This is a genomic window from Actinacidiphila acididurans, assembly GCF_016918855.1.
Classification (GTDB): Bacteria; Actinomycetota; Actinomycetes; order Streptomycetales; family Streptomycetaceae; genus Actinacidiphila; species Actinacidiphila acididurans.
This window is the reverse complement of sequence record NZ_JADKYB010000013.1, coordinates 155050-177529: the sequence shown is the minus strand read 5'-3', so window position 1 is coordinate 177529 and position 22480 is coordinate 155050. Positions and strand designations below refer to the sequence as shown.

Sequence of the window (22480 nt, the reverse complement as noted above, 5' to 3'; positions counted from 1 at the left end):
CGGTTGGCTGTCTGCGATCACAAGACGTAACGCGTGCCGTGGAGGGCAGCCCGCGGATGACACCACCGCCGCCACCCTTCCGCTTCACTCGCGGCAAGGACGACCTGGCCCTGGACCCCGCGCTCGGGGACGGGGAACTCATCGCCGCCCGGGCCGCCTTGAGCCAGGGCCGGTGGACGGAGGTCCGTGCGCTGCTCGCGCGTACCGGCAGCGACTGGGACAGCCGCGGCCACCGGCTGGTCGTCCTGGGCGAGGGCCGGTCCGCCGCGGCCTGGGCGGAGGAATGGCTGATGGCCGAGCCGGAGAGCCCGGACGCCGTGGCCCTGTACGCCTGCGCGGCCGTCTTCCGGGCCGCCGACGGCAAGCAGAGCCCCGACTCCGCCCGCGAGGCGTGCCTGCGCGCCGCCCGCATGACGCCCCGCGACCCGACGCCCTGGCTCGGCCTGCTCATCCTGGCCCGCCGCACCGGCACCGACGACGAGCAGGTGCGCGCCTTCGACCAGGTCCGTGGCCGGCACCGCGGCCACCACCACGCGCACTACCTGATGACCCAGGTGCTGGCCGAGCGTCAGAAGACCGACGGCGACGACCCGTTCCACGAGGTGTACGAGTTCGCCGAGTGGGCCGCCGACGAGGCCGGGCCCGGATCGCCGCTGGCCGTCCTGCCGTTGGTCGCCCTGGTCGAGCGGTACCGGGCGCTGGCCGCCGACGGCGCGCTGCCCGCCGACCCGGCCGGACTGCCGTACTGGACCAGCGGGCGGGCCCGTACCAGCCTGCGGGCCGCCTTCGACTGGTGGCTGGACTGGGACGACCGCAGCCATCCGCGCCTGCCGCTGGACCTGAACTACCTGGCGTTCGCGAAGTTCCACTCGGGCGACACCGTGGCCGCCGCCGCCCTGTTCAACCGGATCGGCACCCTTGCCACGCAGGCGCCCTGGGCGTATCTGAACCACGACCCGAAGAAGTCGTTCCGCGCCGCGCGCAACTACGCGCTCGGTTTCGGTTCCTCGTAAGTCCCCCACCTCGAACTTCCAGGAAGGAACCGCACTCATGCTGACGGGCAGTACCTCGGAGATCAGTACCTTCAAGGGCGAGCAGAGAGCCCTGCGTGCGGACCGGATCGGTACTCCCGGCCTGCTGCTGTCGGTCCTTGCCGCGACCGCCCCGCTGATGGTCGTCGCCGGGGTGGTGCCCACCACGTTCGCCGCCGTCGGGATCGTCGGGGTGCCGCTCATCTTCCTGATCCTGGGCGTCGTCCTGGTGCTGTTCAGCTTCGGGTACGCCGAGATGAGCCGGCACGTGCACAACGCCGGTGCCTTCTACGCCTACATCGCGCGGGGCCTGGGCGGCACGGCCGGCGCCGCCGCCTCCTACGTGGCGCTGTTCTCGTACAGCATCCTCCAGATGGGCATCTTCGGGATCTTCGGCTTCGAGATCTCCAGCCAGATCGCCCAGCACTGGCACCACAACGTGGACTGGTGGTGGCCGGCGCTCGGCGGAGTGCTGCTCACCGGCGTCTTCGGTGCGCTGAAGATCGACGTCAACGCCCGGGTGCTGGGTGTGCTGCTGCTGGTGGAGACCACCCTCGTGGTGATCTTCGACATCAGCTTCCTGTCCGACGCCGGCCCGCAGGGCGTGTCGCTGCACGCCTTCGACCCCGGCACGATAGGCGGCGCCGGCTTCGGCACCGCGCTGTGCTTCTGCATCGCCGGCTTCACCGGCTTCGAGCAGGCCCCGGTCTACGCCGAGGAGACCAGCCGGCCGCAGCGGGTGGTGGCGCGCGTGATGTTCCTGGCGGTCGGATTCGCCACCCTGCTCTTCGCGTTCAGCGCGTGGGCGATCACCGTGGCCGCCGGCCCCGCGCAGGTGGTGGGCATGGCCCAGAAGAGCCCCACCATGCTGTTCGACCTCAACCAGGCCCGGATCGGCGGCACTTTCACCGACGTGCTGAACGTCTTCTTCATCACCGGGATCTTCGCCTCGATGCTGAGCTTCCACAACGTGGTGGCCCGGTACGCCTTCGCCATGGGCCGCGACGGCCTGCTGCCCGCCGCCGTCAGCCGCACCACCCGGTCCGGCGGCGCGCCCGTGGTCGGCTCGCTCATCCAGTCCACCGCGGCGCTGATCGCGGTGATCTGCTTCGCGGTGACCGACGACAAGCCCGGCGGCGACCCCTCGTTCGCCCCGATGATGCGGCTGTTCACCTGGGCCGGGAACGTCGGCGCGCTCGGTGTGGTGCTGCTGATGGCGGCCGCCTCGATCGCGGTCATCGCGTTCTTCGTCAAGCGCGGCGCCGCCCGCGTGCAGGCCTGGCGGCTGGCCACCTCCGGACTCGCGGCCGCCGCCCTGCTGGCCATCGCCTTCTACGCGGTCAAGGACTTCCGGGTGCTGCTCGGCGCCGACCCCGGCCACGGCCTGCGCTGGATCCTGCCCGGCATCATCGGGCTGGCCCTGCTGATCGGCCTGGTCTACGGTCTCGTGCTGCACAGCAAGAACCCCGCCGCGCACGCCAGGATCGGCCTGGGCAACGAGGCGTTCCAGCTGGACAAGGCGGCAACTGCCGCCGAACCCACCGCCTGACGCCGCGCGACAGCATCCCCCGAGGCCCCGGCGAACACTCCTCCCGACGCCGTACGCCCCTCCGGCCGGTGCCCCGCCCCCACGCGGGTCGCCGGCCGGACGCGGACCCAACGGCACCTGCCGGACGCGAGCCGTACGCCACCGGCGCGGGCCCGTACGGTCGCACAGCCCCCTTCGTGGTGAGGAATCCCCATGACCGACACCCCCGCGGGCACCGCGACCGGCGTCCCGCACCCGCTGGACCCGCTGACCGCGGACGAGATCGCCGCCGCGCGCGCCGTCCTCGAGGCCGCGGGCAAGGTCGGCCCGGCCACCCGCTTCCCGCTGCTGCTGCCCGACGAGCCGCCCCGGTCCGAGGTGCTGGCCCACCGCGACGGTCACCACGCCTCCCGCCGGGTCCGCGTCACCCTTCTCGACACCGCCACCGGCCGTTCCGCCGAGGCCCTGGTCGACGTCACCGCGCGGCTGCTGCTGGCCCACCGGGACCTGGACGCGGCGGCCGACGGACAACCCCCGGTGCTGTTCGAGGAGTACGAGACCTGCGACGCGATCGTGAAGGCCGACCCCGGCTGGCGGGCCGCGATGGCCGCGCGCGGGATCACCGACCTCTCGCTGGTCGTCGCCGCGCCGCTGGCCGCGGGCAACTTCGGGCGCCCCGAGGAAGCCGGCCGCCGCATGCTGCGCTCGCTCACCTTCCTGCGGTGCGAGGCCGGTGACAACCCGTTCGCCCACCCGGTCGGCGGCCTGGTCGCCGACGTCGACCTGACCGAGCGCCGGGTGATACGCCTCACCGACACCGGAATCGTCCCCACGCCGGTCGAATGCGGCCGCTACGAGCCGGAGTTCACCGGACCGGCCCGCACCGACCTGCGCCCGCTGGAGATCGTCCAGCCGCAGGGCCCCTCCTTCACCCTCGACGGCTCGTCCTTGAGCTGGCAGAACTGGCGGCTGCGGCTGGACTTCAACGCCCGCGAGGGGCTGGTGCTGCACCAGGTCGCCCACCGCGACGGCGACCGCGAACGCTCCGTGCTGCACCGCGCGTCCATCGCCGAGATGGCCGTCCCGTACGCCGAGCCCGACCCCGCCCGCAATTGGGTGTGCTACCTGGACGCGGGGGAGTACCTGCTCGGCCGCAACGCCAACGCCCTGCGCCTGGGCTGCGACTGCCTGGGCGAGATCACCTACCTCGACGCGGTCGTCGCCGACGACGAAGGCCGCCCGCAGACGCTGCCCAACGCGATCTGCGTCCACGAGGAGGACACCGGCCTGCTGTGGAAGCACACCGACATCTTCGATGGCTTCACCGCCCACAGCCGCCGCTCGCGCCGCCTGGTGATCTCGTACCTGGCCACCCTCGGCAACTACGACTACGGCTTCTACTGGTACCTGTACCAGGACGGCACCATCGCCTTCGAGGCCAAGGCCACCGGGCTGCTGCAGACCTCGGCCGCGCCGCCCGGGGCGGGCTCGCCGTACGCCACCGAGGTCGCGCCGGGCCTGCTCGCGCCCTTCCACCAGCACCTGTTCTGCGCCCGGCTGGACGTGGCGCTCGACGCGAGCGCGGAGCATCCCGGCAACACCGTCGAGGAGATCGACGTGGTGCCGCTGCCGATCGGCCCGGACAATCCCCATGGCAACGCCTTCACCATCAGGGCCACTCCCGTCGCCGACAGTGGCGAGGCCGGCCGCGTCGCCGACCCGGCGGCCGGCAGGCGCTGGCGGATCAGCAACCCGGGCGCGCACAACCGGATGGGACAGCCGGTGGCCTACACGCTGCTGCCCGATCCGCAGCCGCTGCTGCTCGCCCGGCCCGGCTCGGCGGTCGCCCGGCGCGCCGCGTACGCCACCCGGCACCTGTGGGTGACCCGCTACCGGCCCGAGCGGCACTATCCCGACGGCGATCACCCGAACCAGCACCCGGGCGGGGCCGGCGTGGCGCAGTGGTCGGAGCCGGGTGAGACCCTGACCGACACCGACCTGACGCTGTGGCACACCTTCGGCCCGACCCACCTGCCCCGGCTGGAGGACTGGCCGGTCATGCCGGTCGACATCTGCGGCTTCACCCTGAAGCCCACCGGCTTCTTCGACCGCAACCCGGCCCTGGACCTGCCGGAGTCCACCGGGCACACCGAGGGCGACCACGGTCGGCACTGCCATACCTGACGGTCTTCGCGTGACGACGCGCCGCCTGTCTCCGGTACGCCGGCCCGGGCCGTCACGTACCGGAGACAGGCTGTGGCCGCGCAACCCCCCCTGCGGGCGCGGCCGTGAACGGCAGCCCGTACGGCCGACCGAGCGGTCCCTCCCCGGCCCGCCGGTCGAACCAGTGGTCACATTAGCGGGACGTTCGCCCCGATCCCATCCCAGATGTCTGGGGTATCGCCGTACGCTGCTCGGGTGACCTCCACGCGATTAACGCGTCCCGCCGCCCGGGACGCGCTGGCCGGCGACCTCACCCGCCGGTTGTCCGGCACCGCCGGGTGCGGACCGCTGGACGTGCTGCGGACCGCGGCCTCCGTACTGCTGGCCGCGGTGCCCGCCGACGTCTGGTGCGCCGTCATGTTCGACCCGGCCACGCTGCTCGACACGGGTGGGCTGCACGAGCACGGCTTCCCCGACGAGGTGATGCCGCGGCTGTTCGAGATCGAGCACGCCGAGCAGGCCGGCGCCGACAACATCCGCGCGCTGGCCCGCCGGGCGTCGCCGGTGAGCCTGCTCAGCCGCTCGGCCGGCCCGGACCTGACCGGGAACGTCTACTACCGCGACGTGCTGCGCCCCGCCGGCCTCGCCGACGAGTTGCGGGTGCTGCTGCGCGACGGTCGCCGCGCCTGGGGACTGCTCGCGCTGTGCCGGGAGGCCGGCGCGCCGCCCTTCACCGCGGCCGACGTGGACCTGGCCGCGGCCGCCGTGGCCCCGACCACCACCGCGCTGCGCCGCTCCCTGCTGGTGTCCGGCGCCGCCGCGGACGACGGCGAGGTGCCCGACGCGGCCGGACTGGTCGTCCTCGACGACGACCGGCGGGTACGGATGAGCACGTCCACCGCCGAACGCTGGCTCGGCCTGGTCCAGGAGGCCCGGGCGGGCGGGGACGCCGGGCACCCGCGGGCGCTCGGCGCGCTCGCGGGCCGGGCGCGTACCGCCGGTCCCGGCGTGCAGGTGCGGTCCCGGGCGCTGACCCGCACCGGGCAGTGGGTCACGCTGAGCGGCTGGCGGGAGAAGGCCGGCGCCGAGGAGCTCACGTACGTCGCGCTCACGCCGAGCACCCCCGGCGAGCTGACCGCGATCGTCCTGGACGCCTACGGCCTGACCCCGCGCGAGCGAGACGTCGCCCAGCGGGTGCTGCTCGGCCGGTCCACCGCCGAGGTGGCCGCGGAGTTGCACATCGCCGAGTACACCGTTCAGGACCACCTGCGGAAGGTGTTCGACAAGGCGGGCGTGCGCAGCCGCCGCGAGTTCAGCGGCGAGTTGTTCCGGCGCTGCTACCTGCCCCGGCTCGCCGACCCGCCGCTGACCACCGACGGCCGGCTGCGTACGCGGGCGGGCTGAGACGTAGGGCCGCCGGCCGGCTCCGCGACGCACCAGTGCCGTACGGTGCCGGTCCGGGGTGTCTCGCGCCGTGGTACGCGCCGGTCCGGCGGCGTACCACAGCCGTATGGGGCGGCTGTGCACCTCACCCGGACGGCCCGCGCGAGGTGAGCGAGCGCTCAGTCAGACCTTGCCAAGACCCGAACACGTTCCTAGCATCCTTGATGTGACATCAGGACTGTCAAACCGGTCGGCGGCGCCCGCCGTCGCCGGACCGCTGGCAGACGTGCGCGTGGTGGAGCTGGCCGGCATCGGCCCCGGACCCTTCGCCGCCATGCTGCTGGCCGACCTCGGGGCCGACGTCGTGCGGGTCGACCGGCCCGGCGGCCCGGACCTGGGCATCGACCCGGCGTACGACCTGACCAACCGCAACAAGCGCTCCGTGGTGATCGACCTGAAGTCCGACGGCGGACCGGCCGCCGTGCTGGACCTCGTCGAACGCGCCGACATCCTCATCGAGGGCTACCGGCCCGGGGTCGCCGAGCGCCTGGGCGTCGGTCCCGACGCGTGCCTGGCCCGTAACCCGCGCCTGGTCTACGGCCGGATGACCGGCTGGGGGCAGCACGGCCCGCTGGCCGCCACCGCCGGCCACGACATCGGCTACATCGCCGTCACCGGCGCCCTCGGCCTCACCGGCCCCGCCGACGGCCCGCCCGCCGCGCCCGCCAACCTCCTCGGCGATTACGCCGGCGGCTCCCTCTACCTGGTCACCGGCCTGCTCGCCGCCCTCCACCACGCCCGCCTGCACGGCGAGGGCCAGGTCGTGGACGCGGCGATCGTGGACGGCACCGCCCACCTGACCACCATGATCCACGCCATGCGCGCCGCCGGCGCCTGGCAGGACCGCCGCGCCGCCAACCTGCTCGACGGCGGCGCCCCCTTCTACGGCGTCTACGAGACCGCGGACGGCGGCTGGATGGCCCTCGGCGCCCTGGAGGAACGCTTCTGGGCCCGCTTCGCCGAACTGCTGGGCCTGACCGCGGCGCAGGCCGGGCTGCGCGCGGATCCCGCCCGCTGGCCCGAACTGCGCGCCGCGGTCGCCGCCCGCTTCAAGACCCGCACCCGGCAGGAGTGGACGGGCGTGTTCACCGGCACCGACGCGTGCGTGGCGCCCGTACTCCCGCTCGGCGAGGCGCCCGACCACCCGCACCTGGCCGGGCGCGGCACCTTCGTACGGGCCGGCGGCGTCACGCAGCCCGCGCCCGCGCCCCGCTTCTCCGTCACCCCGACCGCGGTACGCCGCCCGCCCGCGCGGCCCGGCGAGCACACCGAAGAGGTGGCCCGCGACTGGGCCGCCCCCGCTCCGGCCACTCCGCCCCCTCACCGAAAGGCACGACGTTGAGCACCGAGGCCTACGTCTACGACGCCGTACGCACCCCGCGCGGGCGCGGCAAGGCGACGGGATCACTGCACGGGACCAAGCCGATCGACCTGGTCGTCGGCCTCATCCACGAGATCCGGCGGCGCCTGCCCGGCATGGACCCGGCGGCCATCGACGACATCGTGCTGGGCGTGGTCAGCCCGATCGGCGACCAGGGTTCCGACATCGCCCGGATCGCCGCCATTGCGGCGGGTCTGCCCGACACCGTGGCCGGCGTCCAGGAGAACCGCTTCTGCGCCTCCGGCCTGGAGGCGGTCAACCTGGCCGCGGCCAAGGTCCGTTCCGGCTGGGAGGACCTGGTCCTGGCCGGCGGCGTGGAGTCGATGTCCCGGGTCGCCATGGGCTCCGACGGCGGCGCCTGGGCGATGGACCCCATGACGTCCCTCGACACCGGCTTCGTCCCCCAGGGCGTCAGCGCCGACCTGATCGCCACCATCGGCGGCTGGACCCGGCACGACGTGGACACGTACGCGGCGATGTCCCAGGAACGCGCCGCCGAGGCGTGGAAGGAGGGCCGCTTCGCCAAGTCCGTGGTCCCCGTGCTGGACCGCAACGGTCTGGTCGTGCTCGACCGGGACGAGCACATGCGCCCCGGCACCACCCCCGAGTCGCTGGCCGGCCTCAAGCCGTCCTTCGCCGACATCGGCGACCTCGGCGGCTTCGACGCGGTCGCCCTCCAGCGCTACCACTGGGTGGAGAAGATCGACCATGTGCACCACGCGGGCAACTCCTCCGGCATCGTGGACGGCGCCGCGCTGGTCGTCGTCGGCAGCCGCGAGGCGGGCGAGCGCTTCGGCCTGACCCCGCGGGCCCGGATCGTCTCCGCCGCAGTCTCCGGCTCCGAGCCCACCATCATGCTCACCGGCCCCGCGCCCGCCTCCCGCAAGGCGCTGGCCAAGGCCGGGCTCACCATCGACGACATCGACCTGATCGAGATGAACGAGGCCTTCGCCGCGGTGGTGCTGCGCTTCGCTTCCGACATGGGGGTGAGCCTGGACAAGGTCAACGTCAACGGCGGCGCCATTGCGCTGGGCCACCCGCTCGGCGCCACCGGCGCGATGCTGCTGGGCACCCTGGTGGACGAACTCGAGCGCCGCGACCAGCGCTACGGCCTGGCCACCCTGTGCGTGGGCGGCGGCATGGGCGTGGCCACCGTCATCGAGCGCGTCTGACGCCCCAGCCGCCGCAATTGCGGATCGCTTCCGGCACCGCCGCTCCGGATCGCTTGGCCGGATCGCTCGGCCGGATCGCTCGGCTGGACCGTTTTGCCGGATCACCTTGCCGGATCGCCCTTCCGCAGCGCCGGCCCCCCACCTCCCGCTCACCGGACCCGACGGAGCCCCGAACACCATGAGCCAGTCCACCATCCGCTGGGAGCAGGACGCCGACGGCATCGTCACGCTCGTCCTGGACGACCCCGAGCAGTCGGCCAACACCATGAACGCCGCGTTCGCCGACTCCTTCGACGCCACCATGGACCGCCTCGAAGCCGAACTCGACACGGTGCGCGGCGTCATCGTCACCTCCGCGAAGAAGACCTTCTTCGCCGGCGGCGACCTGCGCGACCTCATCCGCGCCACCCCCGCCGACGCCGAGCAGGTCTTCGCCCGCTCCATGCGGCTCAAGCGCCGGCTGCGCCGCCTGGAGACGCTCGGCCGGCCGGTCGTCGCCGCCATCAACGGCGCGGCGCTGGGCGGCGGTTACGAGATCGCCCTGGCCTGCCACCACCGCGTCGCCCTGGACGCGCCCGGCAGCAAGATCGGCCTGCCCGAGGTCACCCTCGGCCTGCTGCCCGGCGGCGGAGGCGTGGTCCGTACCGTACGGCTGCTCGGCATCGCCGACGCGCTGCTCAAAGTGCTGCTCCAGGGCCGGAGTTACGACCCGGCGCGCGCCCTGGAGGCCGGGCTGATCCACGAGGTGGCCGCCGACCGCGACGCCATGCTGGCCGCGGCCCGCGCCTTCATCGAGGCCAACCCCGAGGCCCGGCAGCCCTGGGACGTGCCCGGCTACAAGATCCCCGGCGGCACCCCCAAGAGCCCGTCCTTCGCCGCCAACCTGCCCGCCTTCCCGGCCAACCTGAGCAAGCAGCTGGCCGGCGCCCCGTTCCCCGCGCCGCGCAACATCCTCGCCGCGGCCGTCGAGGGGTCCCAGGTCGACATCGACACCGCGACCGTGGTCGAGGCCCGCTACTTCACCGAACTCGTCTGCGGCCCGGTCTCGAAGAACATGATCCAGGCGTTCTTCTTCGACATGCAGGCCGTCAACTCCGGCGCCCGCCGCCCGGGCGGGGTGCCCACCCGCCAGGTGCGGCGGGTCGCCGTGCTCGGCGCGGGCATGATGGGCGCCGGCATCGCCTACTCCTGCGCGCGGGCCGGCATCGACGTCGTCCTCAAGGACGTGTCCCTGGCTGCCGCCGAGCGCGGCAAGGCGTACTCCGCCGGTCTGCTCGACAAGGCACTGGCCAAGGGCCGGACCACCGCCGGGAAGCGGGACGCGCTGCTGGCCCGGATCACCCCCACCGCCGACCCCGCGGACCTGGCCGGCTGCGACGCCGTCATCGAGGCGGTGTTCGAGGACGCGGCGCTCAAGCACAAGGTGTTCCAGGAGATCGAGGGCATCGTGGCGCCCGACGCGCTGCTGTGCTCCAACACCTCCACCCTGCCCATCTCGCTGCTCGCCGAGGGCGTCCAGCGCGGCCAGGACTTCGTCGGCCTGCACTTCTTCTCGCCGGTGGACAAGATGCCGCTGGTGGAGATCATCCGTGGCGAGCGCACCGGCGACGAGGCGCTGGCCCGCGCCTTCGACCTGGTCCGGCAGATCCGCAAGACCCCGATCGTGGTCAACGACTCGCGCGGCTTCTTCACCTCACGGGTGATCGGCCACTTCATCAACGAGGGCGTCGCCATGATCGGCGAGGGCCTGCCGGCCGCCTCCGTCGAGCAGGCAGCCGCCCAGGCCGGCTACCCCGCCAAGGTGCTGTCCCTGCTGGACGAGCTCACCCTGACCCTGCCGCGGAAGATCCGCCGGGAGGCGCGCGAGGCCGTCGAGGCGTCCGGCGGCGTCTGGCGGCCGCACCCGGCCGACGAGGTCGTCGACCGCATGGTCGACGAGTTCGGCCGCCCCGGCCGCAGCGGCGGCGCCGGCTTCTACGACTACCAGGACGGCCGCCGCACCGGGCTGTGGCCGGGCCTGGCCGAGCACTTCCAGCGGTCCGGCGCCGAACTCCCCTTCCGCGACATGCAGGAGCGCATGCTCTTCGCGGAGGCCCTGGACTCGGTGCGCCTGCTGGAGGAGGGCGTCATCGCCTCGGTCGCCGACGCCAACATCGGCTCCCTGCTCGGCATCGGCTTCCCGGCCTGGACCGGCGGCGTGCTCCAGTACATCAACGGCTACGAGGGCGGCCCGGCCGGGTTCACCGCCCGGGCCCGCGAACTGGCCGCCGCCTACGGGGAGCGGTTCGAGCCGCCGGCGCTGCTGGTGGAGAAGGCGGAGAAGGGGGAGCGGTTCGCGGACTGAGGCCGCCTGTATGCCGGGCCCGTCCGGCAGGGGCGGGGCGCCGCGGAACCCGTCGCTATGGGTGCGGGTACGGACCGGGCCGGCCCGGAATCTTCGGGTACGGGCCCGGTCCGTCCGCGGCGTCCCGGGGGCGGGAGTTACGCGAGACCCGCTGCGTCGCCCGAGCCCATTGCGTCGTCCTTCGCGGCGTGCGAACCCCTGGCGTCGTTCTTCGTGTCGCCCGGACGCGGACCTCTCACATCGTCCGAGTCGTCGGATCGCGGACCCCTCGCGTCGCCGGGGTGCGTGTCCGGTCCGGCTGCCGGCCAGGCCCGCACCTCCTCGCGCAGTGCCCGCTGGAAGGTGGTCACCAGCGCCTGGACCACCAGGGGCTGCATCTGCGCGGACAGCGACCGCATCTGCGAGGGGCGGTCCGGCCGCCACACCTCGGCCAGGAAGATCCGGCTGATCTCGCGGGCCGCCGCGCGGGCGTGCGCCATCATCGCCTCGCGGGCCTCGACCAGCGCCTCGACCGGGATCGGCATGTCCAGCAGCCGCACGCCCAGGTGCAAGGTGCCCGGGTCCACCCGGAAGGCGTCCGGGTCGCCGGTGCGCTCCAGCACGTTCATCGCTTCCAGCCGGTCGAGGTCGGCCTCGGTCAGCGGCCGGCCGACCCGGTGCTCCAGCTTCTCCCGGTCGATCCCGGCCATGCCCTCCGGCAGCCAGGACGACACCAGGGCCCGGTGGATCGCCAGGTCGTGCGCGCTGATGTCCGGCGGGAGCTGCTGGAAGTACCGCTCGATGGCCGCCAGCGTCAGCCCCTGGTGCTGGAGTTCCCCGATCAGCGCCAGCCGCGACTGGTGCTCGGGGCCGTACCGCCCGATCCGGCGCGGTCCGATGGCGGGCGGCGGAAGCAGGCCGCGGGCGCTGTAGAAGCGGACGGTGCGCACCGTCACCCCGGCGCGGGCGGCCAGCTCGTCGATGGTGAGACCGGTCTGGGGCACCGCAACAGTATCGCTGTGCCACCAGCACTGTGAAAGTCCCGCGGCGGCATCCCGGCCGACGGCCCGTACGCTGACCTGGTGCGCCTTCGCCGTGACCGCCCGCTTCCGCCGCCGCGGGGCCGGGCCCGGGGCCGCTCGCCGGCCGCCTCCCGGGCCGGCCTGACCGCGCTGCTGCTCACGTGCTGCGTGGCCTGTACCGGCGGCGGGGCGGTCGCCTCGGGCGCCCCCGCGGCCGCCCCCGGCCTCGGCGACCGGCTGCTGCCCGGAGCCGGCAACGGCGGCTACGACGTCACGCACTACGGCCTGGACCTGTCCTACGACCCGACCGGCGGGCGGCTGACCGGCACCGCCGTACTCACCGCTACGGCCACCGAGGCGATGAGCGCCTTCGACCTGGACCTGTCCGGGCTGACCGTCGGCTCGGTGCGGGTGGACGGGCGGCCCGCCACCTTCCGCAGGGACGGCACGGAGCTCACGGTCCGGCCCGACCGGCCGCTCGCCCGCGGCGCCCGCTTCGAGACCACCGTCGGCTACGCGGGCGTCCCGCAGCTCCTCACCGACCCCGACGGCTCGCACGAGGGCTGGTTCCGCACCGACGACGGCGCCCTCGCCCTCGGCGAACCCGTCGGCGCCATGGCCTGGTTCCCCTGCAACGACCACCCCTCGGACAAGGCCGCCTACGACCTCACCGTGTCGGTGCCCGCCGGGCTGACCGCGGTGTCCAACGGCGAACTGGCCGGCACCGCCACCCGCGGCGGCCGCACCGCGTACCACTGGCGCACCACCGCGCCCATGGCCACGTATCTGGCCACCCTGGGCATCGGGCACTACACCGTCACCCGGACCAGCACCCCCAGCGGCCTGCCGCTGTACATCGCGGTGGACCCGCGCTCGGACGACCCGCAGACCGCCGACGCGCTGCGCCGCCTGCCGGAGGTCCTGGACTGGGAGAGCGGCCTGTTCGGCCGGTACCCCTTCGCCTCCTCCGGCGCGATCGTGGACCACCTGCCCAAGGGCGTCGGCGGCTACGCGCTGGAGACCCAGAACCGGCCGGCCTTCCCGGGCGACGCCGGTGCGCCCGCCGTACGCCTGGACACCCTGGTGCACGAGCTGTCCCACCAGTGGTTCGGCGACTGGGCCACCCCGGCGTCCTGGAGCGACATCTGGCTCAACGAGGGCTTCGCCACCTATGCCGAATGGCTCTGGCAGGAGCACGAAGGCGGCACCACTGTGGCGGCCAACGCCGCCGCTGCCCTGGCCGGCACCTCCGACTGGGCCTTCCCGCCCGCCGCCCCGCCCACGGCCGCCCAGCTCTTCGCCCCGCCCGTCTACTCGCGCGGCGCCCTGGTGCTCTACGAACTGCGCCGCACCATGGGCGACCGGGCCTTCCTCACCCTGCTGCGCACCTGGCCGGCCGCCCACGCGGGCGGCAACGCGACCACCGCCGAATTCACCGCCTTCGCCCAGCGGCTGACCCCGCACGACCTGCGCCCGCTCTTCGCTACCTGGCTGTACGGGTCCGCGAAACCGGCGCATCTGTGACGGGAACGGTGGCGGGAGAAGTAGCGGCAATGGTGCCGGGGATCGTGGCGGGGGTCCTGGCCGCAATGGTGACGGAAAGCGCGCCCGGACTGGGACGCCCCGCAAGAGGCGCCCCGGACGGCGCGGTCCGGGTGAGGTGCCTGCGGCTGACGTGCGGCTGATGCCCGCCTGACGCCGGGCGGCGGGCGCCGAAAATCGGGGGAAGCCGTCACCGGGGCGCTGCCAGGATGGGCCCGTGACGACCCACGAACTGCGCCGCGCCGCCTGGACCGCCGAGCCGCACCCGGTCTCCGCCCCCGAGTCGGAGCTGCTGCTGCGCCGCTATGTCACCGAGCTGATCGTCCGCTACTACGGCCGCCCGACCGACGACCGGGAGATCGACGAGGTCCTGGCCCTGGAGCCCAGCCACGACCTGACCCGGCCCACCGGCGAGTTCCTGGTGGCCCGCCGCGACGGGCTGCCGTCGGGCTGTGTGGGCCTGCGCGTCCTGGACGCGGCCACCGTCGAGCTGACCCGGATGTTCGTGGTGCCCGAGGCCCGCCGCCAGGGCGGCGCCGACGTGCTGGTCACCGCCGCCGAAGGCGTCGCCCGCGACACCTTCGGCGCCGCCGCCATCCGCCTGGACACCCGCACCGACCTGGTCGAGGCCCGCGCCCTGTACATCAAGCACGGCTTCGCGGAGATCGCGCCGTACAACGACAGCGTCTACGCCGGGCACTGGTTCGAGAAGAAGCTGCTCTGACCGGACGCATCTGCTGCCGGGCACGCGTACGGGCGACCCCTGCGCCCTGCCGCGCCGGAGCCCGGGCCCGGCACCTGGATAATGCGTCCAGGAGTCCAGCGAAGGAAGCGGGTTCAGCATCGTGACGACACCGGTCGTGCAATCGGTCGAGGCCAGGATCGCCGAGGAGCTCGGCGTACGCGAAGGGCAGGTGCGGGCCGCCGTCGACCTGCTCGACGGCGGGGCGACCGTGCCCTTCGTGGCGCGCTACCGCAAGGAGGCCACCGGCGCCCTCGACGACGGCCAGCTGCGCACCCTGGAGGAGCGGCTGCGCTACCTGCGCGAGCTGGACGAGCGGCGGGCCGCGATCCTGGAGTCGATCGAGTCGCAGGGCAAGCTCGACGACGAGCTGCGCGACCGCATCATGGCCGCCGACTCCAAGGCGCGCCTGGAGGACATCTACCTGCCGTACAAGCCCAAGCGGCGCACCAAGGCGCAGATCGCCCGCGAGGCCGGGCTGGAGCCGCTGGCCGACGCCCTGCTGAACGACCCCGGTCTCGACCCGCAGACCGAAGCGGCCGGATACGTGTCGGCCGACAAGGGCGTCGAGGACGCGGCCGCCGCACTGGAGGGCGCCCGGGCCATCCTCACCGAGCGCTTCTCCGAGGACGCCGACCTCGCCGGTGAACTGCGCGCCCGGATGTGGCGCAGCGGCCGGCTGGTGGCGAAGGTCCGCGAGGGCAAGGAGGAGAGCGGCGCGAAGTTCGCCGACTACTTCGACTTCGCCGAGCCCTTCACCAAGCTGCCCTCGCACCGGGTGCTGGCCATGCTGCGCGGCGAGAAGGAAGAGGTCCTCGACCTCACCCTGGAGCCGGAGGACCCCGCCGACGCGCCCGCCGAGGGGCCCAGCGGTTTCGAGCGCCGCATCGCCCAGCAGTTCGGCGTCGTCGACCGGGGCCGCCCCGCCGACAAGTGGCTCGCCGACACCGTGCGCTGGACCTGGCGCACCCGCCTGCTGGTGCGCCTGGGCATCGACCTGCGGGTCCAGCTCCGCCAGGAGGCCGAGGACGAGGCGGTCCGGGTCTTCGCCGCGAACCTGCGCGACCTGCTGCTGGCCGCTCCGGCCGGCACCCGCTCCACCATGGGCCTGGACCCGGGCCTGCGCACCGGCGTCAAGGTCGCCGTCGTCGACTCCACCGGCAAGGTGGTCGCCACCGACACCATCTACCCGCACGCCCCCCGCAACCGCTGGGACGAGTCGCTGGCCACCCTCGCCAAGCTCGCCGCGGCCCACCGGGTGGACCTGATCGCCATCGGCAACGGCACCGCCTCCCGGGAGACCGACCGGCTCGCCGCCGACCTGATCAAGGCTCACCCCGAGCTGAAGCTCACCAAGGCCGTGGTCTCCGAGGCCGGCGCCTCGGTCTACTCCGCCTCCGCCTACGCTGCCGCCGAACTGCCCGGCATGGACGTGTCGCTGCGCGGCGCGGTCTCCATCGCCCGGCGGCTGCAGGACCCGCTGGCCGAACTGGTCAAGATCGACCCGCGGTCGATCGGCGTCGGGCAGTACCAGCACGACCTGTCCGAGGTGAAGCTGTCCCGCTCCCTGGACGCGGTGGTCGAGGACTGCGTCAACGGCGTCGGGGTGGACGTCAACACCGCGTCCGTGCCGCTGCTGCGCCGCGTATCCGGCATCACCGAGAGCCTGGCCGCCAACATCGTCGCCCACCGCGACACCAACGGCCCCTTCCGCACCCGCAAGGCCCTCAAGGACGTCGCGCGCCTCGGCCCCAAGGCGTACGAGCAGTGCGCCGGCTTCCTGCGCATCCAGGGCGGCGACGACCCGCTCGACGCCTCCAGCGTGCACCCCGAGTCGTATCCGGTGGTGCGCAGGATCAGCGCCACCGCGGGCACCGAGATCTCCGCCCTGATCGGCAACGGATCGGTGCTGCGGACCCTGCGCCCGCAGGACTTCGTGGACGACGCCTTCGGCCTGCCGACCGTCACCGACATCCTGGCCGAGCTGGAGAAGCCCGGCCGCGACCCGCGCCCCGCCTTCCGGACCGCCGCCTTCAAGGAAGGCGTGGAGGAGATGAAGGACCTGCGCCCGGGGATGCTGCTGGAAGGAGTGGTCACCAATGTGGCCGCCTTCGGCGCCTTCGTGGACGTCGGTGTCCACCAGGACGGCCTGGTGCACGTCTCGGCGCTGTCCACGTCCTATGTGTCGGACCCGCGCGAGGTGGTCAAGCCCGGCGACATCGTGCGGGTGAAGGTGCTGGACGTGGACCTGCCGCGCAAGCGGATCTCGCTGACGCTGCGGCTGGACGACGAGGTGGGGGCGCCGCGCGGCGGGCAGCGTGCCGGCCAGAACGGTGGCCAAGGCGGCGGACAGGGCGGCGAGCGCCGCGGCGGACCCCCGCGGCAGGGCGGCGGGCGCGGCCAGGGCGGCGGCGGTCGCCGCGGCGGCGGGCAGCAGCAGCCGGCGCCGGGCGGCGCGATGGCCGACGCCCTGCGCCGGGCCGGCCTCACCGGCGGCAGGTAGCAGCCCCCCGGGTGCCGTCCGCCGTTCTGTGCGACAGGGCGGCGGGCGGCACAATGGAGGGAACCGCTGCGGTCCGCAACGCGTTGCAATGGGTAGGTAAAAGCCAGGACGCGGCGCGGGTCGTCGTGAACGGAGGCGGGGAGATGTCGAACCGTACGAAGCTGGTCATCGGGGGCGTGGTGGTGGGCCTGATCCTGCTCGCCTGGATCCCCTGGTGGGCGTCATTCCTGATCATCATCGGCATTCCGGCGGCGGCCTACCTGGCCCTCGACCCCTCGCAGCGCCGCCGCTTGCGCCGGGCGGGCCGGAAGCAAATCGGTCGCTGAAGCGGGACCACCCCCGCTAGGGTGCCGGTGCGGTCAGGGGCAACCGAGCGAGGGGACTACCCACGTCATGAACGACGGTACGGTCGTCGCGGTGAGCCGCGACACCCTGCACCGGTTCAGCAAGGTCAACCAGGACGTCGTCAGGCTGCTCGCCGGCCTCGGCGTCGAGGGCGACGCACACCTCGGCGTCACCGTCCAGCACCGGTCCCGGGTCGCGCAGGACCCGACGCAGCCCAATCTGCGCCAGGTCCACCTCATCCAGGCCGAACTCTTCGCCGACCTGCGCAGGGCGGGATACGAGGTCGCCCCCGGCAACCTCGGGGAGAACATCACCACCCGCGGCCTGGACCTGCTCGCACTGCCGGTCGGCACCGTGCTGCGGCTCGGCGCCGACGCGGTCGTGGAGATCACCGGCCTGCGCAACCCCTGCCTGCAGATCGACGCCTTCCGCACCGGCCTGCTCAAGCAGGTCGTCGGACGGGACGAGGCCGGGGACATCGTCCGCAAGGCCGGCGTCATGGGTGTCGTCCTCGAAAGCGGCGACGTACGCGCCGGCGACGCCATCGAGGTCCGGCTGCCGGCCGCGCCGCACCGCCCGCTCGAAAGGGTCTGAGTCCCCGTGCTCCGAGGCAGCCCGGCGCCGTACGACGCCCGCTCCGTGGCCGAACTGATCGCGGGTGCCGCCGACGGCACCCGCGTGAAGTACCTCCATTTCTGGGGCCACCACCCGCGGCGCGACGGCCGTCCCGGCCCGGGCTGCCTCAGCCAGTGGTGGCCGGCCCCGTTCACCGCGGACGGGGTGCGCTACGCCACCGCCGAGCACTGGATGATGGCCGGCAAGGCCCGCCTGTTCGGCGACGCCGAGGCCGAGCGGCAGGTGCTCGTGGCCGGCCACCCGGACCAGGCCAAGACCGCCGGGCGCCTGGTGCGCGGCTTCGACGAGGCGGCCTGGGCGGCAGCCCGCTTCGACCTGGTCGTCCGCGGCAATGTGCACAAGTTCGGCCAGGACCCCGACCTGCGGGACTTCCTGCTCGGCACGGGCGAACGCGTCCTGGTCGAGGCCAGCCCGGTGGACCGGGTCTGGGGCATCGGGCTCGCCGCGGACGACCCGCGCGCCGCCGACCCCGCCAGGTGGCGCGGGCTGAATCTGCTGGGCTTCGCCCTCATGGAGGCGAGAAGCCGGCTGGCCGCCGCCTGACGCCTCCCCGGCTTTTGCGGGCGCCCGCGTCCGCGCGCGCATAGGGTCGTCCGGGGCCCGTACGTCCATGGGGGCCGCAGGCTTGTCCGCCCGGAAAGGGGCACATGGGGATGGCAGAACGGCTGGTGGTCATCGGGGGCGACGCGGCGGGCATGTCGGCCGCCTCGCAGGCCCGGCGCCGCAGGGGAGCGGACGACCTGGAGATCGTCGCCTTCGAACGCGGCCGCCACACCTCGTACTCCGCCTGCGGCATCCCGTACTGGATCGGGGGCGACACCGACGGGCCGGACGAACTCATCGCCCGGACCCCCGAGGAGCACCGGGCCCGCGGCATCGACCTGCGGCTGGGCACCGAGGTGACCGAGGTGGACCCGGCGCGGGGGCGGGTGCTGGCCCGGGACCCCGACGGACGGGAGACGTGGACCTCGTACGACCATCTGGTGATCGCCACGGGCGCGGTGCCGCTGCGGCCGCCGATCCCCGGCATCGACGCCCCCGGGGTCTACGGGGTGCAGACCCTGGACGACGGGGAGGCGGTGCTGCGCGGCCTGGACCGGGCCGGAGTTCGCCGCGCGGTGGTGGTCGGCGGCGGCTACATCGGGGTGGAGATGGCCGAGGCGATGCTCCGGCACGGCCTCGAGGTGACCATGGTCGACCGGAACGACCAGCCGATGAACACCCTCGACCCGGACATGGGCAGCCTGGTGCGGCAGGCCATGGAAGGGCTCGGCGTGAAGGTCGTCTCCGGCGCCGCCGTGCGCGAGGTGCTGGTCGGCGCCGACGGCCGGGCGAGCGCGGTCGCCACCGACGAGGCGACCTTCCCGGCCGACCTGGTCGTGCTGGGCCTCGGGGTGCGCCCCGGCACCGACCTCGCCGCCGCCGCGGGCCTGCCGCTCGGCGAGCACGGCGGCCTGCTGACCGACCGCGCGATGCGGGTCCACGGCGCCGAGGGGATCTGGGCCGGCGGCGACTGCGTGGAAGTCCTCAACCTGGTCTCCGGCGCCTTCCAGCACATCGCGCTCGGCACCCACGCCAACAAGCAGGGCCGTGTCATCGGCATCAACATCGGCGGCGGCTACGCCACCTTCCCCGGCGTCGTGGGCACCGCCGTCAGCAAGGTGTGCGACGTCGAGATCGCCCGTACCGGACTCAAGGAGTCTCAGGCCCGGGCGGCGGGCCTGCAATACGTGACCGCCGTCGTGGAGTCCACCAGCCGGGCCGGCTACTACCCGGACGCCGCCCTGATGACCGTCAAGATGCTGGCCGAACGCGGCACCGGGCGCCTGCTCGGCCTGCAGATCGTCGGCCGCGACAGCGCGGCCAAGCGCGTCGACATCGGGGCGGTGGCGCTCACCGCGGGCATGACCGTGGACGAGATGACCGGCCTTGACCTCGGCTACGCGCCGCCCTTCTCACCGGTGTGGGACCCGGTGCTGGTCGCCGCCCGCAAGGCGTCCGACGCGGTGGCGGCCGACATCAGACGGGGCTGACGGCCGCCTGCTCCCACCGCGCCGCCAGTTCTTCGAGCGCGCCCAGCAGCGGCGGCAGGGCCGGCCCCCGGCCCACCGGCAGCACCTCGCCCGGCGCGTCGTCCATCAGCACGAACGCCATGTCGTCGGTCCGGCCCACCAGGCTCCACCCCGGCCCGTCCGCCCGCACCGCGCCGTACGCGGTCCTGACCCGGCCGGGCGGCGGCGGATTGCGCACGTACTCCTCGGCGGCGGCCAGGACCTGGCGCACGCCGGGGTGGGAGATGGCGGGGGCCTTCTCATCGGCGGCCTGCCGGGCGGCGTGGTCGTCGTTGCCGGCAGCTTCCTCGGCGGAGTCCTGGTGGTCGCCGTTTCCGGCAGCTTCTGCGGTGGGGCCGTCGTTCTCCTGCGCTCCCTGGGGTACGGCTTCGGCGGGCGGCGCGGCCTCCTCCGGTGCGGTGAACTGGTCACGCCAGGCCCACCAGTTGACGGCGATCTCGTCCGCGCCCAGGCGTCGCTGCGGCGGTCCCCAGACGGTGGTGTCCGGCGGGGCGAGCGGGGGCCGGCCGGCGGACTCCTCGTCGGGGTCGTGCGGCTCGGGGATGCCCGGTACGGCGACGGCGACCGGCAGCGGCCAGCCGGGCAGCGAAGCGGCCGTCGTCTCCTCGCCGGGCGCCAGGTCGTACTCCAGGCCGCAGTCCCAGGCGGCGAGCGCGCAGGCGACCATCACGGCGTCCGTGGTGGCCACCGTCCACCGGGCGCCGGTGCCGTCCTGCCCGAACATCAGGCCGTAGCCGGACCCGAGCGGTTCCAGGCCCAGCCGCGCGCAGGCCGCCGGGTAGTCGTCGCCCAGCACCCCCGGGAACCGGCCCGGCGTCAGCATCGCCGCGGTCAGCACGAACAGCGCGTCGTCGTCCTCGGATTGCGCCTGCTCGGCCATCCGTCGCCTCCCTCGTTTCGGGTCCGCCGCGCACCCTAACCAGCCGGTAACCGTCGCGTCGAGGGGGTATCGGACTCGTCATTGCGTTCGGTTGCCCGGGAGTGTCCGATCACGTGCCCGTTCGCGTGCCCGTTCAGCCCCGCCGGACCGCGAGCGCCAGATAGCGGTCCTCGGCGTCGTCCAGCAGGGTCAGGTCCCAGCCCGCCTCGGAAAGCACCTGCCCGATCCGCGGCGCGGCCCGGATGTCGTCGGGCCGCAGCTCGTGGCCCCGGCGGGCGGCGAGGGTGGCCCGGCCGACGGGATGGAACACCGCCAGCCTTCCGCCCGGCCGCGTCACCCGGGCCAGTTCCCGCAGGCCGAGGGCCGGGTCGGGCAGGTGGTGCACCAGGCCGGCGGCCAGCACCGCGTCGAAGGCATGCGCCCGCAACGGCAGGCGCGCGCCGTCCGCCTCAAGCAGCGCGCCCTGCCGGTGCCGGCCGAGCCGTACGGCCTCGCGCAGCATCTCGGGCGTGAGGTCGAGACCGACCACCGTCCCCGCCGGGCCCACCACCGCCCGCAGCAGGGGGAGCGCCCGCGCGGTCCCGCACCCCGCGTCCAGCGCCCGACCGGCGGGCGCCAGGCCCAGTTCGGCGATCGCCGCCTCGTACGCCGGAGTGTCGTCGGGATACCGGGTCTCCCAGCCGACCGCACGGGCCCCGAAGAACTCCCTGACCCTCCGCTGTTCGCTCTCACCAGTGGCCATGCATCATGGTGGCATGATCACGCTCCGCTCCGTCGCTCTGTTCGTCCTCGCAGCTTTTCTGGAGATCGGCGGCGCGTGGCTCATCTGGCAGGGGGTGCGCGAGCACCGCGGACTGGCCTGGATCGGCGCCGGGGTGGTGGCGCTGGGCCTCTACGGCTTCGTCGCCACACTCCAGCCCGACGCCCAGTTCGGCCGCATCCTCGCCGCCTACGGCGGGGTGTTCGTGGCCGGCTCGCTGTTGTGGGCCGCCGTCGCGGACGGTTACCGCCCCGACCGGTTCGACATAGCCGGCGCGCTGATCTGCCTCGTCGGCGTCGGGGTCATCATGTACGCGCCTAGGGGGCGTTGAGCCGGGGGGCCGCCGCGCTGCGACGGGGGCGCGGATACGAGTGGCGCGGGACACGTGTTCCGCGTGGGGGTTGCCGTTCTGCGGCGATCGGTCCAGGCTCGTACCTCAGCGGAGATCCGGGGAGGTGGGCCATGGCCGAGGGCGAAGGCCTCGCGTGGCTGCTCGACGACCTGACACAGCGCGTGCCGCATGTCCAGCATGCTCTTGTGCTGTCCGGCGACGGACTGGTGACCGGCGCGAGCGCCGCCCTGGACCCGCCGACCGCCGAGCATCTGGCCGCGGTGTCCTCGGGGTTCCACAGCCTGGCCAAGGGAGCGGGGCTGCGGTTCGGCACCGGCGGAGTGCGGCAGACCATGGTGGAGTTCGAGGAGGGCTTCCTCTTCGTCACCGCCGCGGGCGACGGCAGTTGCCTGACCGTGCTCAGCGGGATGGAGGCGGACGTCAGGCTGATCGCCTACGAGATGACGCTGCTGGTCGACCGGGTCGGGGAGCACCTGCGGGTCGCGCCGCGGCGGACGGACGTGTCGCCGTTCTGATCTCTCGGTTCTGATCGGGGCCGCGAAAGAGTTATCCACAGGCTCAAGACGGGCGGTCGGCTCTCCGCGC

Annotated in this window: 19 protein-coding genes; 16 read left to right on the top strand and 3 right to left on the bottom strand. The window is 73.8% G+C overall.

Translation table 11 applies throughout. The annotated features are described in order from the left end of the window. The first annotated feature begins 56 nt into the window (after positions 1–56). The 7 genes from ITX44_RS24005 (at position 57) to ITX44_RS23975 (ending at position 11062) form a co-directional block, all read left to right on the top strand. Positions 57–1013, top strand: coding sequence for a hypothetical protein (locus ITX44_RS24005; protein WP_205359411.1), 957 nt, complete (start codon positions 57–59; stop codon positions 1011–1013). Between the two features lie 37 nt (positions 1014–1050). Continuing rightward, positions 1051–2580, top strand: a complete 1530-nt coding sequence (locus ITX44_RS24000) for an APC family permease (RefSeq protein WP_205359410.1) — start codon at positions 1051–1053, stop codon at positions 2578–2580. 192 nt (positions 2581–2772) lie between these two features. Further along, positions 2773–4743: a primary-amine oxidase gene (locus ITX44_RS23995; protein WP_205359409.1), complete on the top strand. Its 1971-nt coding sequence runs from the start codon at positions 2773–2775 to the stop codon at positions 4741–4743. Between the two features lie 234 nt (positions 4744–4977). Next, positions 4978–6126, top strand: coding sequence for a helix-turn-helix transcriptional regulator (locus ITX44_RS42735; RefSeq protein WP_205359408.1), 1149 nt, complete (start codon positions 4978–4980; stop codon positions 6124–6126). A 256-nt stretch (positions 6127–6382) separates the two neighbouring features. Further along, on the top strand, positions 6383–7507 hold the full coding sequence (locus ITX44_RS23985) for a CaiB/BaiF CoA transferase family protein (protein WP_236061473.1): 1125 nt from the start codon (positions 6383–6385) through the stop codon (positions 7505–7507). Next, positions 7504–8718 carry an acetyl-CoA C-acetyltransferase gene (locus tag ITX44_RS23980; RefSeq protein ID WP_205359406.1) on the top strand — a complete coding sequence of 405 codons (1215 nt, stop codon included), beginning with the start codon at positions 7504–7506 and terminating at the stop codon, positions 8716–8718. The genes ITX44_RS23985 and ITX44_RS23980 overlap by 4 nt, the downstream gene beginning before the upstream one ends. Positions 8719–8896: 178 nt before the next feature. After that, entirely contained in the window at positions 8897–11062 is a 2166-nt protein-coding gene (locus ITX44_RS23975; RefSeq protein ID WP_205359405.1) for a 3-hydroxyacyl-CoA dehydrogenase NAD-binding domain-containing protein, read from the top strand. Between the two features lie 137 nt (positions 11063–11199). Here ITX44_RS23975 and ITX44_RS23970 read toward each other — a convergent pair whose 3' ends face one another. After that, positions 11200–12045, bottom strand: a complete 846-nt coding sequence (locus ITX44_RS23970) for a MerR family transcriptional regulator (RefSeq protein WP_205359404.1) — start codon at positions 12043–12045, stop codon at positions 11200–11202. A 78-nt stretch (positions 12046–12123) separates the two neighbouring features. Between ITX44_RS23970 and ITX44_RS23965 the strand changes: the two genes are divergently transcribed. The 7 genes from ITX44_RS23965 (at position 12124) to ITX44_RS23935 (ending at position 19864) form a co-directional block, all read left to right on the top strand. Next, positions 12124–13587 carry a M1 family metallopeptidase gene (locus ITX44_RS23965; protein ID WP_307795457.1) on the top strand — a complete coding sequence of 488 codons (1464 nt, stop codon included), beginning with the start codon at positions 12124–12126 and terminating at the stop codon, positions 13585–13587. Positions 13588–13822: 235 nt separating this feature from the next. After that, positions 13823–14329, top strand: a complete 507-nt coding sequence (locus tag ITX44_RS23960; RefSeq protein WP_307795456.1) for a GNAT family N-acetyltransferase — start codon at positions 13823–13825, stop codon at positions 14327–14329. A 121-nt stretch (positions 14330–14450) separates the two neighbouring features. Then, entirely contained in the window at positions 14451–16850 is a 2400-nt protein-coding gene (locus ITX44_RS23955; RefSeq protein WP_205359403.1) for a Tex family protein, read from the top strand. 143 nt (positions 16851–16993) lie between these two features. Continuing rightward, complete coding sequence (locus tag ITX44_RS23950; protein ID WP_205359402.1) at positions 16994–17176, top strand: tail-anchor membrane protein; 183 nt, start codon at positions 16994–16996, stop codon at positions 17174–17176. A 67-nt stretch (positions 17177–17243) separates the two neighbouring features. Further along, the gene (locus ITX44_RS23945; RefSeq protein WP_205359401.1) at positions 17244–17789 is read left to right on the top strand and encodes an MOSC domain-containing protein; all 546 of its coding nucleotides are present in this window, start codon (positions 17244–17246) and stop codon (positions 17787–17789) included. A 6-nt stretch (positions 17790–17795) separates the two neighbouring features. After that, complete coding sequence (gene ybiA, locus ITX44_RS23940) at positions 17796–18374, top strand: riboflavin biosynthesis intermediates N-glycosidase (protein ID WP_205359400.1); 579 nt, start codon at positions 17796–17798, stop codon at positions 18372–18374. Between the two features lie 104 nt (positions 18375–18478). Continuing rightward, positions 18479–19864 (top strand): FAD-dependent oxidoreductase, encoded by a 1386-nt coding sequence (locus ITX44_RS23935; RefSeq protein ID WP_205359399.1) that lies wholly within the window; start codon positions 18479–18481, stop codon positions 19862–19864. Here ITX44_RS23935 and ITX44_RS23930 read toward each other — a convergent pair. Together ITX44_RS23930 and ITX44_RS23925 are read right to left on the bottom strand one after the other, a co-directional pair. Then, the gene (locus ITX44_RS23930; RefSeq protein WP_205359398.1) at positions 19851–20783 is read right to left on the bottom strand and encodes a hypothetical protein; all 933 of its coding nucleotides are present in this window, start codon (positions 20781–20783) and stop codon (positions 19851–19853) included. The genes ITX44_RS23935 and ITX44_RS23930 overlap by 14 nt on opposite strands. A gap of 133 nt (positions 20784–20916) precedes the next feature. After that, complete coding sequence (locus tag ITX44_RS23925) at positions 20917–21525, bottom strand: class I SAM-dependent methyltransferase (protein ID WP_205359397.1); 609 nt, start codon at positions 21523–21525, stop codon at positions 20917–20919. A gap of 13 nt (positions 21526–21538) precedes the next feature. Here ITX44_RS23925 and ITX44_RS23920 point away from each other — a divergent pair, with 13 nt between their 5' ends. Both ITX44_RS23920 and ITX44_RS23915 read left to right on the top strand, forming a co-directional pair. Beyond that, positions 21539–21874, top strand: a complete 336-nt coding sequence (locus ITX44_RS23920; RefSeq protein WP_205359396.1) for a YnfA family protein — start codon at positions 21539–21541, stop codon at positions 21872–21874. Between the two features lie 131 nt (positions 21875–22005). Beyond that, positions 22006–22410 carry a roadblock/LC7 domain-containing protein gene (locus ITX44_RS23915; RefSeq protein ID WP_205359395.1) on the top strand — a complete coding sequence of 135 codons (405 nt, stop codon included), beginning with the start codon at positions 22006–22008 and terminating at the stop codon, positions 22408–22410. Positions 22411–22480: the final 70 nt, after the last annotated feature.